Source organism: Kluyvera sp. 142486 (genome assembly GCF_046569695.1).
Taxonomy (GTDB): Bacteria; Pseudomonadota; Gammaproteobacteria; order Enterobacterales; family Enterobacteriaceae; genus Kluyvera.
Genome location: NZ_JBKHUI010000013.1, coordinates 16,367 through 31,046, shown reverse-complemented (window position 1 = coordinate 31,046; position 14,680 = coordinate 16,367). Strand labels below are relative to the sequence as shown.

Genomic DNA, 14,680 nt, shown 5'->3' with positions numbered 1-14,680 from the left:
AGGATACGATGACCTCATTTCGTCCGGTCGCCACACGCAATGTCACCTGCGGGGAAAACGTGGTTATCTACGAACCCGCCAACCTCTATGACTGCACGCTTGGCGATAACGTGTTCGTCGGTCCATTTGTGGAGATTCAGGGCAATACGCGGATTGGCGACAACAGCAAAATCCAGTCGCACACCTTTATTTGCGAATACGTCACCGTCGGGTGCGACTGTTTTATTGGCCACGGGGTGATGTTTGCCAACGATATGTTCCGCGACGGAAAGCCCAACGCCGACCGCGAGAGTTGGGGGCGTATTACGATTGGCAATAACGTCTCTATTGGCAGCGGTGCGACCATCCTGGCCGTGTCGATTTGCGATGGCGTGGTGATTGGCGCGGGCAGCGTGGTGACCCGCTCCATTGAGGAGAAAGGGGTGTACGCCGGGAATCCGGCGCGGTTGTTACGGCGGCTATAACGCCTATGGAACCTAACGGCTCCCTCTCCCCTTTGGAGAGAGGGTTGGGGTGAGGGGCAACAGGCACAGAGCCGAAAAATCCCCGGCGGCGCTTCGCTTGGCCGGGCTACAGGGGGAACGTTATCTGAAGTTCTGGCTCTTATCGCCGGTCATGTTATACAGCTCGAACTTACGACCCAGCATCTGACCACCGTCACGCGTCAGCGGCGTCCAGCCAACGACCGCACGGCTGCGGGTTGGGCCGGAGGTGAAGAGATCCATTGGGATATTCACATAAACCCCTTTGGTGAACTCCCCTTCGCCATATTCGTCCGCCGAGACGTTGGTAATCGTGGCGTATGCACCAACCACAATGCCGCTGTCGAAGTGTTTTGAGATATCCAGCGTGCCGCCTTTATCCCCCGCCAGATACTGCCCGACGCTGGCTTTCACCAGCACATCCTGCGCGAACGACGGCGTCCAGTAGGCGGTCAGATGACCGGTTTTCACGCTGTAGTCGGTGAACTTCATCATGTCCTGCGCGCTGCGCCAGTCACGCTGCTTCACGTAGTTGGCGTTCAGACCAAAGGCCCAGTTGCTGTCCACCGGGCGATAGAGCACTTCCGCCCCCGCGCCGCCGTACATGGTTTCCAGATAGCCGCCGTAGACCTGGCCGTAGAAATCGTTGCCCAGATACTGGAAGTAGTTGGCCTGCAGGTTATTCACGTAAACGTCGTTTTCCACATATTCACGGATATGCGTACGCACGCGCGGCAGGGCTGAGTCCTTCGGTGGGTTGGTGTAGTTAAATTTGTCGTAGTTGTTCGCCACGTTGGCAAACAGGCTGCCGCTGGTCAGCAGGTGGTCGGTCACCCACCAGTCCGCCGAGCCCATTACGCCCACCTGGTACATATAGAAGCTTTCCGCCCCGCCGATAGACTGGCTCAGCACCGGGTCGATATGGAAATCAAAGCGCGATTTGTCGATGTACCAGCCCTGTTCGGTTTTCTCCGGCACGATTGGCGCGACACGTTTTTGCACCAGCGGCGTCTCCTGCCCCAACGGCTCACCGGCGAGATGTCGTTGCAGGCTCTCCACATCGGTTTCCGTGGTCACTTCCGGCAGATTGAGCCGCGTTTCGGTAATGCGGATCGTACGGATCCCTTCCGGAAGATCGTTGGCGATGATCCGATTGGCACGTTCGATCCCTTCCCGCGAGTCACGATACTTCACCTGCTCGCCGGTCACGTACAGCGTGTCGCCCTGCACCTGAATATTCGGCGCCGCAAAGCCCGCGTTGTACTTAAGCTGGGTGAGCTGATTTGCCACCACCGAATGCTGGAGAATCGGATCCTGCGGCTGAGGTCGATAGGTCGGGCGCGCGTTGTCGTTATAGGATGGACGTAGATCGTTAAAGTTGGTGCGCAGGGTAAAGCCGAACATCACCGTATTGCCGCGCTCGTAGCTCAGGTTCACGTCGGCCCAGTCGGTGACGCGATAAATAGCGCCAACGTTAATTTTACTCTTCTGATCGAGCTTGCCGGCAAAGTCCTGCTGATAGTTATTACCTTCATACTCCAGCTTCAGGCGCAGCGGCTGCCACGGCGTCTGGTACTCAATACCGCCAAAGTAAGCCGCCGGGCCGTGGAACATCTGGCTGCCGTCGACCGAACCCGCTTTACGATAGCTATTATCGCGATAGCAGTATTTGTCGCTGTAGGAGCAGAACGGGTTGGTGGCATTGCCGCTGGTGCCGAGGTAGCCCCAGCCTAAGCCGAGGGTAAAATCGAACGGCCCCCAGGCTTTACTGGCGACAATATATTCCGAGTCAAACAGGCCGGTACCGCCGATATCGCGCGCCCCGACCGCCACCTGCGGCATCCAGTAGCTCTCTTCCCACAGGCGCAGCTTCACGTCGAAGGCTTTATCTTTGTAGGTTTGCGAGCCAGAGAAAGCCTCCACGCTACTGTAGTCTTTGGTGCGCACGTCGGTATAGCGCAGCGTGGTTTCAAGCCATGGGAAAAGCTGGACAGAGGCGGAGTAATAACGGTACTGATCGTTATCGCGATAGTTCAGGCTGAACTCACCGTCACGCGCCATGCGTGCCGTTGGGGTTTGCAGCAGGCCTACGCCACCAAAGTCTGACTGCGAGGGGCCAATCGGCGCGGGATAAGTTTCCGCATGGCAAGCCGCGCTGACCGATAGGGCCAGCAGGCTGTAAAGACAGGTTTTTTTCATTATTCAGGTCTCCGCTGCGACAGGGAGCGAAGGATTTCAGCATTCAGCGCGTCGTATTTATTCGTCCACAATGAGTCGGCAAAGCCGACAAACAGGATGCTGCCGGGCATCGGTTCGATGTGCCGTTTATTCCAGTACGCCACCGGCGCTTTTTGCGTGCGACCGTCCGGGTAAATCACCCAGGCATAGCTGCGATCCGCACCGCTGAGCAGGCTGACATCATCAAGGTAGCTGGCGGCATCGCGCCCCGGCGTGAAGGGAATTTTTCCCGGTTTATCCACCAGTCCCACCAGCGTAATGGTGGAAGGTTCGCGCCCCAGCCACAGGGTGTAATTGCCTTCGAGCGGCGGGTTGTTCTTGCTATGAACCCGCACGGTGTCAGGGTCCAGCGGCACCAGTAAACGCCCGGTCACCGGGATGGCCTGCAGTTGGTTGCGTAGGGCATTAATCGCTCCCGCCTCGCTGCCGCCCTGATCCGCCGCCAGCGCGGCCAGTTCTGCCAGCAGCGCCTGATGTTCACGCTCGGCTTTAGCGGTTGCCAGCGGGGAGGTGATTGCTGCGCCGGGCCACCAGCTTCCCGCCAGCCTCGGTTGCCCCACCAGGTCGGCCAGCCGTTCGGCATGGGTTAAGGTCAGCGGCTTTTCAACGCCCGCCATATGAACCTCGATGGTGCCTGCCGCCAGGGCGGCAAAGGAGATAGCGCTTAGCATGGCGGCGATAATTAACGGTTTTTTCATGATTTCGCCGCCTTGATAAGCGTAGTTTTCACCGGGAACGTCCCTGCGCCGAGGTACTGTTCCGACTGGCGAATTTGACCTTCGCTGTCGACCCAGTAGCGGTTGCGCCAGCTCGTTTCAGAGGTAGTCACCTCCTCTTCCAGCACGCGTACGGCGGTGTTCTGGCCTGCCATGCTCAGCGTGTCGTTATCGTCCCAGTGGAAGGTGGAGGTAGCGGTGGCATAGCGCACCTGCTGGTGCTCGGTCCAGCCCATCGTCCGCGTCCAGCGCGCGCCGTCGGTAATCTGGTTCGGGCGAGCTAGAGGATCGTTGTCGAGGTTATTCACCGTGAGCAGGTTGTCGCCCCCCAGTTGCGTTTTCACCAGCCGTCCATGCTGGGTGACCAGCATTGCCCGGTCCTGCGTCAGCCATTTTTGCTGGCCGTTTTCGGAATACGCTAGCACCACGAAGATCTGCGGGCCGCCGTTGAGCTGCATATATTGGCTGGCGTAGGGCATGGTCTGGATTTCGTCGTCGGTAAGCTGTACGCCCGACTCGCCAGATACGCTTTGCCAAAGCGATTTCCCCAGCCCCTTGGTGCTGGGTGAACACGCCTGAAGCAACAGGCAAATAAGGGGAATAACAAGTCGCTTCACGACGCTTCTCCAGGGGTAAAATAACCACACCGAAGTGTGGTTAGGATTAACGTACCGATTATTACTGGGTACGGGTGGTCGTTGTCGTGCTGGTCGTGGTGGTGGTCCCGGTGTTGGAACCATCGCCGCCAGCCGCTGCCAGCGCCATACCGACCGCGGAACTCACGGTGCTGGCGCTGGTGGCAGTTGAACTCCCGGCCGACACGGACGTTGCTGCTGCGCCAGCCGCTTCACCGGTTTCAATAGGTGCCGCGCTGGCGCTTGCCGCAGCAAACGCCGATATGGCAAAAATGCCATAGAGGATTTTCTTCATGCTTATTCCCTTCATTAGATGAATGGAGATGTACCTGAGAATACTCAGGCGTCATCGAGTATACACAACCAAATGAATGGAATTCGGTGATGGGAAATAGGGAAAGGTTTTTTCGGAAAATATGAAAGTGAAAGATAAGAAAATAAAATATCAATAAATAACAATGTGTTAATTATTAAATTGAGAATGGCAATATACGGTTAATCCGAAACAGATGTCTGGGATAGGTGATATTTAGGATTATGCTCAATATCAATATAATTCAGAAATCGAAGATATACGGAATTATCTGACAAAAAAATGCCGGCATTACGCCGGCATTGAAAAATATATAACCTTACGCGCGCCAGGATTTATAACGGTTGATCAGGCCGTTGGTAGAGCTATCGTGGCTGTCGATGGCTTTATCATCATTCAGCTCCGGCAGGATGCGGTTAGCCAGCTGTTTACCCAGCTCTACGCCCCATTGGTCGAAGGTGAAGATGTTCAGGATAGCGCCCTGAGTGAAGATTTTGTGCTCGTAAAGGGCAATCAGCGCCCCCAGGCTGTACGGGGTAATTTCGCGCAGCAGGATGGAGTTGGTTGGGCGGTTGCCTTCGAACACTTTGAACGGCACTACGTAGTCCAGGGTTGCGGGATCTTTACCCTGGTCACGGTATTCCTGCTCAACCACTTCGCGAGATTTACCAAACGCCAGCGCTTCGGTCTGGGCGAAGAAGTTAGACAACAGCTTCGGATGGTGGTCAGTCAGCGGGTTGTGGGTGATCGCTGGGGCGATGAAATCGCACGGTACGATTTTGGTGCCCTGGTGAATCAGCTGATAGAACGCGTGCTGGCCGTTGGTGCCCGGCTCGCCCCAGATGATTGGGCCAGTCTGGTGGTCAACTTTGTTGCCGTTACGGTCAACGTACTTACCGTTGGACTCCATGTTGCCCTGCTGGAAGTACGCGGCAAAGCGGTGCATGTACTGGTCGTACGGCAGAATCGCTTCAGTTTCGGTACCGTAAAAATTGTTGTACCAGATGCCGATCAGCGCCAGCAGTACCGGCAGGTTTTTCTCCGCTGGGGTGGTGGAGAAGTGCTTGTCCATCGCGTGCGCGCCGGAGAGCAGTTCAACGAAGTTGTCGTAGCCTACGGACAGGATGATAGACAGACCAATTGCGGACCACAGAGAGTAACGACCGCCAACCCAGTCCCAGAACTCGAACATGTTGGCCGTATCAATACCGAATTCAGATACTGCTTTACCGTTGGTAGACAGCGCGGCGAAGTGTTTCGCCACGTGCTTCTGGTCGCCCGCGCTTGCCAGGAACCAGTCGCGCGCGCTGTGGGCGTTGGTCATAGTTTCCTGGGTGGTGAAGGTTTTAGAAGCGACCAGGAACAGCGTGGTTTCTGGGTTCAGGTTTTTCAGCGCTTCGGCGATGTGGGTACCATCGACGTTAGAGACGAAGTGCATGTTCAGATGGTTTTTGTACGGACGCAGCGCTTCGGTCACCATGAATGGGCCGAGGTCGGAGCCGCCGATACCGATGTTCACCACGTCGGTGATGGATTTGCCGGTATAGCCTTTCCACTGACCGGAGATGATCGCTTCAGAGAAGGCTTTCATTTTCTCCAGCACCGCGTTCACTTCCGGCATCACGTCTTTGCCATCAACGATAATCGGGGTATTGCTGCGGTTACGCAGCGCCACGTGCAGCACGGCACGGTCTTCGGTGCGGTTAATCTTCTCGCCGGAGAACATGGACTTAATCGCGCCGCTCAGATCGGTCTCTTTGGCCAGATCCAGCAGTTTTGCCAGGGTCTCTTCGGTAATGCGGTTTTTGGAGAAATCGACCAGCATCTGATCGTCGAAGGTGGCGGAAAACTTGCTGAAACGGTCGCTATCTTTAGCGAACAGTTCCGCAATGGTCACGTCCTTCATGGTATCGAAGTGTTTTTGTAGTGCCTGCCACGCAGCGGTCTGCGTTGGGTTGATGTTTTTCATTAGCAATACCCTTCTGATTTAAGAATCAAACTGCCCTCGATTGTAGCGCCTGTCACAAAAAATTGTGATGGTTTTAATGTTATCCCCCCTAAGGCTGACAAAATCGCGCAGAAAACAGACAAAAGTATAGCCTTTATAAGCCCCGTTTCTGTGGGGCTCGCCTGCATGAAAAATCCGCATAACCCCAGCGTTGACAAGGTACCCGCTAACCCTTTATTTATAAACGTACTACCTGCGCATGCGCAGGCCAGAAGAGGCGCGTTGCCCAGGTAAAGGGTGTGGGAGGAACCAATCCTGTGAAAACACCTGAGGGGGAGCAACGCCGAGATGCGTGAACAACAGGTTGCGTTCACCATCGGCTGCAGGGGCTGAATCCCCTGGGTTGTCACCAGAAACGTTCGCAGTCGGGCGTTTCGCAAGTGGTGGAGCACTTCTGGGTGAAATCGTAGTTGTTTATCGCTCTGCGCCCACCCGTCTTTCGCTCTTCCCTTGTGCCAAGGCTGAATAATTTGGTCCGGTTTATCTGAACCTGGCCTCCCCTGACACGAGGTTATTATGACAGCATTAGTCGTCGCCAAATTTGGTGGCACCAGCGTGGCCGATTTTGACGCCATGAACCGTAGCGCCGATGTGGTGCTCTCCGACGCCAACGTCCGCGTGGTTGTGCTGTCTGCTTCGGCGGGCGTCACCAACCTGCTGGTTGCCCTGGCCGAAGGGCTGGAGCCAGCCGATCGCCAGGCCAAACTGGAGGCCATCCGCGCCATTCAGTACGCCGTGCTTGAACGCCTGGCAAACCCTGCCGTTATCCGCGATGAAATCGAACGCCTGCTGGAAAATCTGGGTACGCTGGCAGAAGCCGCTTCTCTGGCAACCTCTACCGCCCTGACCGATGAACTTGTCAGCCATGGTGAGCTGATGTCCACCCTGCTGTTTGTCGAAATTCTGCGTGAGCGCAACGTGCAGGCACAGTGGTTTGACGTGCGTAAAGTGATGCGCACCAGCGACCGCTTTGGCCGCGCCGAGCCGGACGTTGCCGCGCTGGCCGAACTGGCCACCCAGCAGCTGGCTCCGCGCCTCGACGAAGGTCTGGTGATCACCCAGGGCTTTATCGGCAGCGAAAGCAAAGGCCGCACCACCACGCTTGGCCGTGGCGGTAGCGACTACACCGCCGCGCTGTTGGGCGAAGCGCTGCATGCGACCCGTGTCGATATCTGGACTGACGTGCCGGGCATCTACACCACCGACCCGCGCGTAGTGCCAGCGGCAAAACGTATTGATGAAATCGCCTTTGAAGAGGCCGCTGAACTGGCGACCTTTGGCGCGAAAGTGCTGCACCCGGCGACCCTGCTGCCCGCCGTTCGCAGCGATATTCCTGTGTTCGTCGGCTCCAGTAAAGATCCGAAAGCGGGCGGCACCATGGTCTGCAATAAAACCGCTAACCCACCGCTGTTCCGTGCGCTGGCGCTGCGCCGCAAGCAGACCCTGCTGACCCTGCACAGCCTGAACATGCTGCACTCCCGCGGCTTCCTGGCGGAAGTGTTCGGCATTCTGGCGCGCCACAGCATCTCCGTAGATCTGATCACTACCTCTGAAGTCAGCGTTGCACTGACGCTGGATACCACCGGTTCAACCTCTACCGGCGATACCCTGCTGACGCAGTCGCTGCTGATGGAGCTGTCGGCACTGTGCCGCGTCGAAGTGGAAGAGAACCTGGCGCTGGTGGCGTTGATTGGTAACAACCTGTCGAAAGCCTGCGGCGTGGGCAAAGAGGTGTTTGGCGTGCTTGAGCCGTTCAACATCCGCATGATTTGCTATGGCGCATCCAGCTATAACCTGTGCTTCCTGGTGCCGGGCGCAGAAGCTGAGCAGGTGGTGCAGAAACTTCACCATAACCTGTTTGAGTGACAAAAAAGCCGGATAGTAAAATACCTATCCGGCCTACCGTTGTTGATCCCCGCCCGATAGCCTTCCGCCATCGGGCCATCTCCCCCTCATCGCATCACCGTCGACATCAGCAATTGATCTAACTCCCTGACGTCACCTTCACGGCTATCGGGCAGCGCAGGCGGCGTTTCCCCTCGCGCCAGTTCAGCATGGATAAACGCATGCAGCAGGGGGCGACGCAGGCCATACATCGCCTCACCGGCCCGCTGTTTACGCTCAAGCAGTTCATCTATCTCCTGGCGCAGCGGCGCATCCAGCTCACTTCCTGCCAGCAACTCCGCAAAGCGCATAGGCGGTACACCTTTCCCCGCCTCAACCCAACGCACGGCCAGCAGCGGACGCAGAACATAGAAGTATTTTTTTAGTCTGACCTCTTCCCCCTGCAGATAGCCACGGAAGTTTTTCCGCGCCATCGAATAGTAGTGCCAGCGGGCGCGCAGCGGAGAAAACCATTTTGGCACCAGCGCTTTTAGCGCCGAGACCGTGGCCTCATCCTGCTGATAGACCACCGGTGAATCCAGCCACTCGATAAGCGTCGGGTTAGCGCCTTTCAGTAAACCCAGTGCTTTACGCCACTCCCAGCCGCAGACGTCCAGCTCATCATCGATAGGCAGCTCAATAACATCCCGCGGGGCTTCAACCCGCAGGTACCATTCCGGTGGGTGGACGTACAAAAATCGCACATCATAGTCGCTGTCGGGTGAAGCGAATCCCCAGCCGCGGCTGCCGGATTCACAGGCATAAAGCACCCTCACGTTGTAGCGCTGCTCCACCATTTTTAGCTGCATCAACACCCGCTCGCGCATAGCCGTATCGACGCCATTTTCTCGCATCATTGTCATTATCCTTTTATGTTCACAAGGCCGTGCAGAACCTGGTCCAGACCACCGAATACCGAGATTTTATCAATACGCTCCGCCACTCTTTCGAGGGTTTCCAGCTCTTTTAAACGCAGCGCCACCGGGTTGTTTTCCATCACCTTCGCCGTGTTCAGCAACGAGCGAGTGGCTGCGGTTTCTTCACGTCGACGAATCACGTTGGCCTGCGCCGATTTTTCGGCTTCAACCAGTTGCGACAAAATGGTTTTCATATCGCCAGGCAGAACGATATCCTTCACGCCCAACGAAGCGACCTCAATACCAAACGGCGCCACGCGATTCTGCACCTGCGTGCTCACCACCTCGTCAATAACCTGCTTATCTTCCAGCAGCTCATCCAACGTTCGCGTCCCTACCGCTTCACGCAGCGCAAACTGCAATTCACGGTACAGATGCTCTACCGGTTTAGTCAGTTGACCAAACGCCTGCAGCACATCGTGATAACGCCAGTTCGCCGCCAGATTAAGACGCAGGTTGACCTTATCTTTGGTCAGGATCTCTTGCCCGCTCACTTCCAGCGCCTGCAAGCGAGTGTCGACGGTTTCCGCTTCGATCAGATGGTTCACCTTCCAGTAAGCCGTCAGACCCGGCTGCAGCAGCGGCTGTGTCTCGCCATCAATTTTGAGGACACCAACATGCCAGGCCGGAACCTGAACCGTTAATATCGCTTCGCGTCCTTTTACCGCACCGTTTCGGCGAGGTTGTAGTACGGCATTCATGATCTCCGCAGGCACCTGAACCTGGCGAGTATCCAGACGAACCAGTGCGAGTGCCTCGTCTGCACGCCAGTAGAGCCGACGCGTAGAGGGGGGTAATATCTCCTGTAAGATGCCGTTCACATACAGCGCCCCGGCTTCGGCATCGCTTAAATCAACGGCCAGGCAGTATTGCGCCACCCACTCAGGCTGGAATCGTCGTAAATAGGTCGCCAGCGCCTCCGGGACTTCACTACCATCGGTATTCACCACCAGCACGTCTGGCGTGTTAAACCAGGGCAAACGGTGTTCACCGGCTTCCATTACCCGCTCGTAATCGCCCTCGCGGGATACCAGGCCGAGCTGGCCTTTACGGATTGTAATTTTCTTCATCATGCTTTTTTTCCTTATTGAGTCAGGCGCGGGCGCAGGGGCGAAGCGGCAGGGGAATTCCCTTTTGCCTGCCGCACGGCATCGTTACCGGCAGCCTGTTTTGAGGTAGGCAAACTGCACCCCACCTCGTTATATACCTATGATTAACAACCAGTTTTCATCTGGAGAATGAAATTGGGAATCGAACCCATGGTGTGTCTTCGGCTGACGGAACACGTCGGGAATACAGCCACTGCCGTTCCTGAAGTGCCGGCGGGGTTTAACCCCCTGCGCTTTCAGCGTTGTTGACCTATCAGGTATTGCCAGAAGCGTGCCAGAAAGTAAAAATAGCGATATTAATTTTTAAATACCTGATTATTAATCATTTTATTTTCAACGCCAATATTAGCGATTGCCGTGACCCATTCGTTTTCTTATCTTTAAATATCGAAACTTATCTTTTTGGATAAACCATGAAAAAGCGGCGGGTAGTCATTGGCGTGCTGGGCACGGTGCTGGATAAGCGTGGGAAGCGGGCGAATCGGTTCAAAAAATGGCGCCCTACGGTCGGTATCTGCCAGCAGGCGGATTTCCCCATCGACCGGCTGGAGTTGCTCTATCAGCCACGCGATGAAAGCATGGCGCAAAGACTGATTGAAGATGTGGCCCTGCTTGCGCCCCATACCCACGTTCGGCCTCATGCGGTGACGATTAACGACCCATGGGATTTTGAAGAGGTATACGCCGCACTCCTCGACTTCGCGACCCACTATGCGTTTGATACCGAAAATGAAGAGTACCTGGTGCATATCACCACCGGTACCCACGTCGCGCAGATTTGCTGGTTCCTGCTCACCGAGGCGCGCTATCTCCCGGCTAGCCTGCTGCAATCGAGCCCGGCCCCAAGAGGTTCATCCGATGAGGCCGTCGCTGCGGGCGTCTGTTCGGTTATCGATCTGGATTTAAGCCGCTATGCCACCCTGACCAGCCGCTTCCAACGTGAGCAAGCGCAGTCCGTCTCTTTCCTGAAAGATGGTATTGATACCCGCAATGCAACCTTCAATACCCTTATCGACCGTATAGAACGGGTCGCGCTTCGTTCTGGCGATCCGATTCTGCTGACCGGCCCCACCGGGGCAGGGAAATCTTTCCTTGCGAAACGCATTTTCCAGCTGCGTCAATCTCGCCACCTGGTTGCCGGAAAACTGGTGGCGGTAAACTGCGCCACCCTGCGCGGCGATAACGCGATGTCGACGTTATTTGGCCATGTAAAAGGGGCATTTACCGGGGCGCTAACGCCACGCACCGGGCTATTGCGCGAAGCCGATGGCGGCGTGTTGTTTCTGGACGAGATCGCCGAACTGGGTCTCGATGAGCAGGCAATGCTGCTAAAAGCCATTGAAGAAAAAACCTTTTTCCCGTTTGGCGGGGATAAAGAGGTACACAGCGATTTCCAGTTGATTGCTGGCACCCACCGCGATATGCAGCAGTGGGTAGCAGAGGGCCGTTTCCGAGAAGATCTCTACGCGCGTATCAATATGTGGCGTTTTGCCCTTCCCGGCCTGGCGCAGCGGCGAGAAGATATCCCCCCCAATATCGAGTACGAACTACAGCGCTTTTCCAGCCTCAAACAGACGCAAATTCGCTTCGATAAAGAGGCCCGCGAGCGCTATCTGGCCTTTGCCTGTTCAAGCCAGGCACAATGGCGTGGCAACTTTCGTGAGCTCAGTTCCTCCATCGCGCGTATGGCCACGCTCGCCGAACAGGGCCGCATCACGCGAGCGTTGGTTGAAGAAGAGATCTTGCTGTTACAGGAGAGCTGGCAGACAGCGGGGCCGTCGCTGGAGCTGGAGGAAGAAATTGACCTGTTTGATCGGCGCCAGCTAGAAACGGTGCTCGAGGTATGCCGCCGTAGCGCATCGTTGTCAGAAGCGGGTCGTGAGCTGTTTGCCGTTTCCCGGCAGAAAAAAACCAAGCCGAATGATGCCGACCGATTACGTAAATATCTGGCGCGTTTTGGGCTGAGCTGGGAGAGCCTGCATCGCGGAACATGAACATAATTTGTTTGAATAATATTCCACCACGCGATAAACAATAGCTATAGCCGGGCTCGAACCCGGCTTTTTTATAACAACACAACACCAATATATCGCAAGGAATACAACATGCTCTCCGTCATCACCCGGCTGTTCCCGTTATGGGCGCTGCTGCTCTCTGTTATTGCCTACTTCACCCCCACCACCTTCACGCCTATCGGGCCGCTGGTTCCCTCGCTGCTAATGCTGATTATGTTCGGCATGGGCGTGCATCTAAAGGTGGACGATTTTAAACGCGTACTGTCGCGCCCCGCGCCGGTTGCGGCGGGAATTTTCCTGCACTATTTGGTGATGCCGCTCGCCGCGTGGCTGCTGGCGCTAGCTTTCCATATGCCGCCGGAGCTGTCCGCCGGGATGGTGTTGGTGGGCAGCGTCGCCAGCGGGACGGCGTCAAACGTGATGATCTTTCTGGCGAAGGGCGATGTGGCGCTGTCGGTCACCATCTCGTCCGTCTCCACGCTGGTTGGCGTAGTTGCCACGCCGCTGCTGACCCGTCTGTACGTCGATGCGCATATTCAGGTCGATGTGATGGGCATGCTGCTCAGCATTCTGCAGATTGTGGTGATCCCGATTGCTATGGGTCTGGTTATCCACCACCTGTTCCCACGCGTAGTAAAAGCGGTTGAGCCTTATCTGCCGGCGTTTTCGATGATCTGTATTCTGGCGATTATCAGCGCGGTGGTTGCTGGTTCCGCGTCGCATATTGCCTCCGTGGGCTTTATGGTGATCATCGCGGTCATTCTGCACAACACCATCGGCCTGCTCGGCGGTTACTGGGGTGGGCGTCTGTTTGGTTTTGATGAGTCGACCTGCCGCACGCTGGCGATTGAGGTCGGCATGCAGAACTCCGGGCTTGCCGCAGCGCTGGGGAAAATCTACTTCGGGCCGCTGGCCGCCCTGCCGGGCGCGCTGTTCTCCGTATGGCATAACCTGTCTGGGTCGCTGCTGGCGGGGTACTGGTCTGGGAAGCCTATCGAGCAGACAAAGCAAAAATAGAATCTGGCGGCGCTTCGCTTGACCGGGCTTGTAGGCCCGATAAGCGTAGCGCCATCGGGCAACATGACGCACATTGCCGGATGGCGGCGTAAACGCCTTATCCGGCCTACAAAGATATGCCCCTTTGCCGTACACTGGGTTAATTATCCGATTGAGGGCAACCCTTATGGCACTCCCCCGCATTACGCAAAAAGAGATGACCGAGCGCGAGCAGCGTGAACTGAAAACCCTGCTTGACCGCGCGCGCATTGCGCATGGCCGCCCGCTGTCCAACGCGGAAACCAATAGCGTGAAAAAGGAGTACATCGATAAGCTGATGGTTCAGCGCGAAGCCGAAGCGAAGAAAGCCCGCCAGGTGAAAAAACAGCAGGCTTATAAACCGGATAGCGAAAGTTCGTTTTCGTGGTCGGCGAACACGCCGACGCGCGGCAGGCGTTAACGGCCTTTCTTTTTACGTCCCGGTGCGGTGAAACGTTTACCGTTTCCATTCCCCGCCGGGCGCGCTGGTTTCTCGCTGGTCTTTTCCATCTTCACCACCGGGCGCTTGATGCCGGTGGTTTTTGGCCTGGACTTCACCTTCGGTTTCGCTTCCGAAGACGAGTTTTCAATCAGCTTGAACAAATCCACCAGCTCGTCATCGGTCAGGTCACGCCACTCACCCAGCGGGATCCCCGTCAGGCTGACGTTCATAATGCGAGTACGTTCCAGCCTGGTGACTTCAAAACCGAAGTGCTCGCACATACGGCGAATCTGACGGTTTAAGCCCTGCACCAGGGTAATACGGAAGACGAACGGTGCCTCTTTCTTCACCTTACACTTCTTCGTCACCGTACCCAGAATCGGTACGCCCGCGCCCATCCCACGAATAAACTCATCGGTAACCGGTTTGTCGACGGTAACCAGATACTCTTTCTCGTGGTCGTTGCCAGCACGCAGGATCTTGTTCACCAGGTCGCCGTGGTTGGTGAGGAAAATCAGCCCCTGGGAGTCTTTATCCAGACGGCCAATCGGGAAGATACGCTTGCTGTGGTTAACAAAATCCACAATGTTATCGCGCTCGCCGTCTTCGGTGGTACTGACGATACCAACGGGTTTGTTCAGCGCAATCAGCACCAGATCATCCGCTTCCCGCGGTTCAATCAATCGACCGTTAACCTTCACAACGTCGCCCGGCACGACCTGATCGCCAATCGTTGCGCGCTTGCCGTTGATAAAGACGTTGCCTTGTTCGATAAAGCGATCCGCTTCGCGACGCGAGCAGATGCCGCTTTCGCTGATGTATTTATTTAATCGGGTGGATGAGTCTGGCAGCATAAATTCTCCTGTAAAAGCGAAATATACCCTAC

The 14,680-nt window shown here is 56.1% G+C and carries 13 protein-coding genes and 1 riboswitch; of the genes, 5 read left to right on the top strand and 8 right to left on the bottom strand.

Annotation, left to right across the window (positions count from 1 at the left end; all coding sequences use genetic code 11):
* Window positions 1–8: 8 nt before the first annotated feature.
* Entirely contained in the window at window positions 9–464 is a 456-nt protein-coding gene (locus tag ACLGE8_RS15005; protein WP_410999609.1) for an acyltransferase, read from the top strand.
* 120 nt (window positions 465–584) lie between these two features.
* On the opposite strand, the gene ACLGE8_RS15000 is transcribed toward ACLGE8_RS15005, so the two are convergent.
* The 5 genes from ACLGE8_RS15000 to pgi form a co-directional block, all read right to left on the bottom strand.
* The gene (locus ACLGE8_RS15000) at window positions 585–2,681 is read right to left on the bottom strand and encodes a YjbH domain-containing protein (RefSeq protein ID WP_410999607.1); all 2,097 of its coding nucleotides are present in this window, start codon (window positions 2,679–2,681) and stop codon (window positions 585–587) included.
* The gene (locus tag ACLGE8_RS14995; RefSeq protein ID WP_410999605.1) at window positions 2,681–3,418 is read right to left on the bottom strand and encodes a capsule biosynthesis GfcC family protein; all 738 of its coding nucleotides are present in this window, start codon (window positions 3,416–3,418) and stop codon (window positions 2,681–2,683) included. Before ACLGE8_RS14995 ends, ACLGE8_RS15000 begins: the two co-directional genes overlap by 1 nt.
* Window positions 3,415–4,053 carry a YjbF family lipoprotein gene (locus tag ACLGE8_RS14990; protein ID WP_410999603.1) on the bottom strand — a complete coding sequence of 213 codons (639 nt, stop codon included), beginning with the start codon at window positions 4,051–4,053 and terminating at the stop codon, window positions 3,415–3,417. The genes ACLGE8_RS14995 and ACLGE8_RS14990 overlap by 4 nt, the downstream gene beginning before the upstream one ends.
* A gap of 61 nt (window positions 4,054–4,114) precedes the next feature.
* On the bottom strand, window positions 4,115–4,366 hold the full coding sequence (gene yjbE, locus ACLGE8_RS14985; RefSeq protein WP_410999601.1) for an exopolysaccharide production protein YjbE: 252 nt from the start codon (window positions 4,364–4,366) through the stop codon (window positions 4,115–4,117).
* A gap of 337 nt (window positions 4,367–4,703) precedes the next feature.
* Window positions 4,704–6,353, bottom strand: coding sequence for a glucose-6-phosphate isomerase (gene pgi, locus ACLGE8_RS14980; RefSeq protein WP_410999599.1), 1,650 nt, complete (start codon window positions 6,351–6,353; stop codon window positions 4,704–4,706).
* A 243-nt stretch (window positions 6,354–6,596) separates the two neighbouring features.
* A riboswitch (Lysine riboswitch) is annotated at window positions 6,597–6,794 on the top strand.
* Window positions 6,795–6,908: 114 nt separating this feature from the next.
* Between pgi and lysC the strand changes: the two genes are divergently transcribed.
* Window positions 6,909–8,258: a lysine-sensitive aspartokinase 3 gene (gene lysC, locus ACLGE8_RS14975; RefSeq protein WP_410999597.1), complete on the top strand. Its 1,350-nt coding sequence runs from the start codon at window positions 6,909–6,911 to the stop codon at window positions 8,256–8,258.
* 86 nt (window positions 8,259–8,344) lie between these two features.
* Here lysC and ACLGE8_RS14970 read toward each other — a convergent pair whose 3' ends face one another.
* Together ACLGE8_RS14970 and ACLGE8_RS14965 are read right to left on the bottom strand one after the other, a co-directional pair.
* Window positions 8,345–9,130, bottom strand: coding sequence for a nucleotidyltransferase domain-containing protein (locus ACLGE8_RS14970; protein ID WP_410999774.1), 786 nt, complete (start codon window positions 9,128–9,130; stop codon window positions 8,345–8,347).
* Window positions 9,131–9,138: 8 nt separating this feature from the next.
* Window positions 9,139–10,266 carry a slipin family protein gene (locus ACLGE8_RS14965; RefSeq protein WP_410999595.1) on the bottom strand — a complete coding sequence of 376 codons (1,128 nt, stop codon included), beginning with the start codon at window positions 10,264–10,266 and terminating at the stop codon, window positions 9,139–9,141.
* A gap of 449 nt (window positions 10,267–10,715) precedes the next feature.
* Between ACLGE8_RS14965 and rtcR the strand changes: the two genes are divergently transcribed.
* The 3 genes from rtcR (at window position 10,716) to ACLGE8_RS14950 (ending at window position 13,773) form a co-directional block, all read left to right on the top strand.
* Window positions 10,716–12,296: an RNA repair transcriptional activator RtcR gene (rtcR, locus tag ACLGE8_RS14960; RefSeq protein ID WP_410999593.1), complete on the top strand. Its 1,581-nt coding sequence runs from the start codon at window positions 10,716–10,718 to the stop codon at window positions 12,294–12,296.
* 111 nt (window positions 12,297–12,407) lie between these two features.
* Window positions 12,408–13,334: a ketopantoate/pantoate/pantothenate transporter PanS gene (gene panS / locus ACLGE8_RS14955; protein WP_410999591.1), complete on the top strand. Its 927-nt coding sequence runs from the start codon at window positions 12,408–12,410 to the stop codon at window positions 13,332–13,334.
* Window positions 13,335–13,500: 166 nt separating this feature from the next.
* Window positions 13,501–13,773, top strand: coding sequence for a DUF3811 domain-containing protein (locus ACLGE8_RS14950; protein WP_220440464.1), 273 nt, complete (start codon window positions 13,501–13,503; stop codon window positions 13,771–13,773).
* Here ACLGE8_RS14950 and rluF read toward each other — a convergent pair.
* On the bottom strand, window positions 13,770–14,648 hold the full coding sequence (gene rluF, locus ACLGE8_RS14945) for a 23S rRNA pseudouridine(2604) synthase RluF (RefSeq protein WP_410999589.1): 879 nt from the start codon (window positions 14,646–14,648) through the stop codon (window positions 13,770–13,772). The two genes, ACLGE8_RS14950 and rluF, sit on opposite strands and share 4 nt — an antisense overlap.
* Window positions 14,649–14,680: the final 32 nt, after the last annotated feature.

Coding starts and splice junctions, on each gene's coding strand:
- ACLGE8_RS15005 (WP_410999609.1), top strand. CDS start 9: ATGACCTCATTTCGTCCGGTCGCCACACGCAATGTCACCTGCGGGGAA.
- ACLGE8_RS15000 (WP_410999607.1), bottom strand. CDS start 2,681: ATGAAAAAAACCTGTCTTTACAGCCTGCTGGCCCTATCGGTCAGCGCG.
- ACLGE8_RS14995 (WP_410999605.1), bottom strand. CDS start 3,418: ATGAAAAAACCGTTAATTATCGCCGCCATGCTAAGCGCTATCTCCTTT.
- yjbE (WP_410999601.1), bottom strand. CDS start 4,366: ATGAAGAAAATCCTCTATGGCATTTTTGCCATATCGGCGTTTGCTGCG.
- pgi (WP_410999599.1), bottom strand. CDS start 6,353: ATGAAAAACATCAACCCAACGCAGACCGCTGCGTGGCAGGCACTACAA.
- lysC (WP_410999597.1), top strand. CDS start 6,909: ATGACAGCATTAGTCGTCGCCAAATTTGGTGGCACCAGCGTGGCCGAT.
- ACLGE8_RS14970 (WP_410999774.1), bottom strand. CDS start 9,130: ATGCGAGAAAATGGCGTCGATACGGCTATGCGCGAGCGGGTGTTGATG.
- ACLGE8_RS14965 (WP_410999595.1), bottom strand. CDS start 10,266: ATGATGAAGAAAATTACAATCCGTAAAGGCCAGCTCGGCCTGGTATCC.
- rtcR (WP_410999593.1), top strand. CDS start 10,716: ATGAAAAAGCGGCGGGTAGTCATTGGCGTGCTGGGCACGGTGCTGGAT.
- panS (WP_410999591.1), top strand. CDS start 12,408: ATGCTCTCCGTCATCACCCGGCTGTTCCCGTTATGGGCGCTGCTGCTC.
- ACLGE8_RS14950 (WP_220440464.1), top strand. CDS start 13,501: ATGGCACTCCCCCGCATTACGCAAAAAGAGATGACCGAGCGCGAGCAG.
- rluF (WP_410999589.1), bottom strand. CDS start 14,648: ATGCTGCCAGACTCATCCACCCGATTAAATAAATACATCAGCGAAAGC.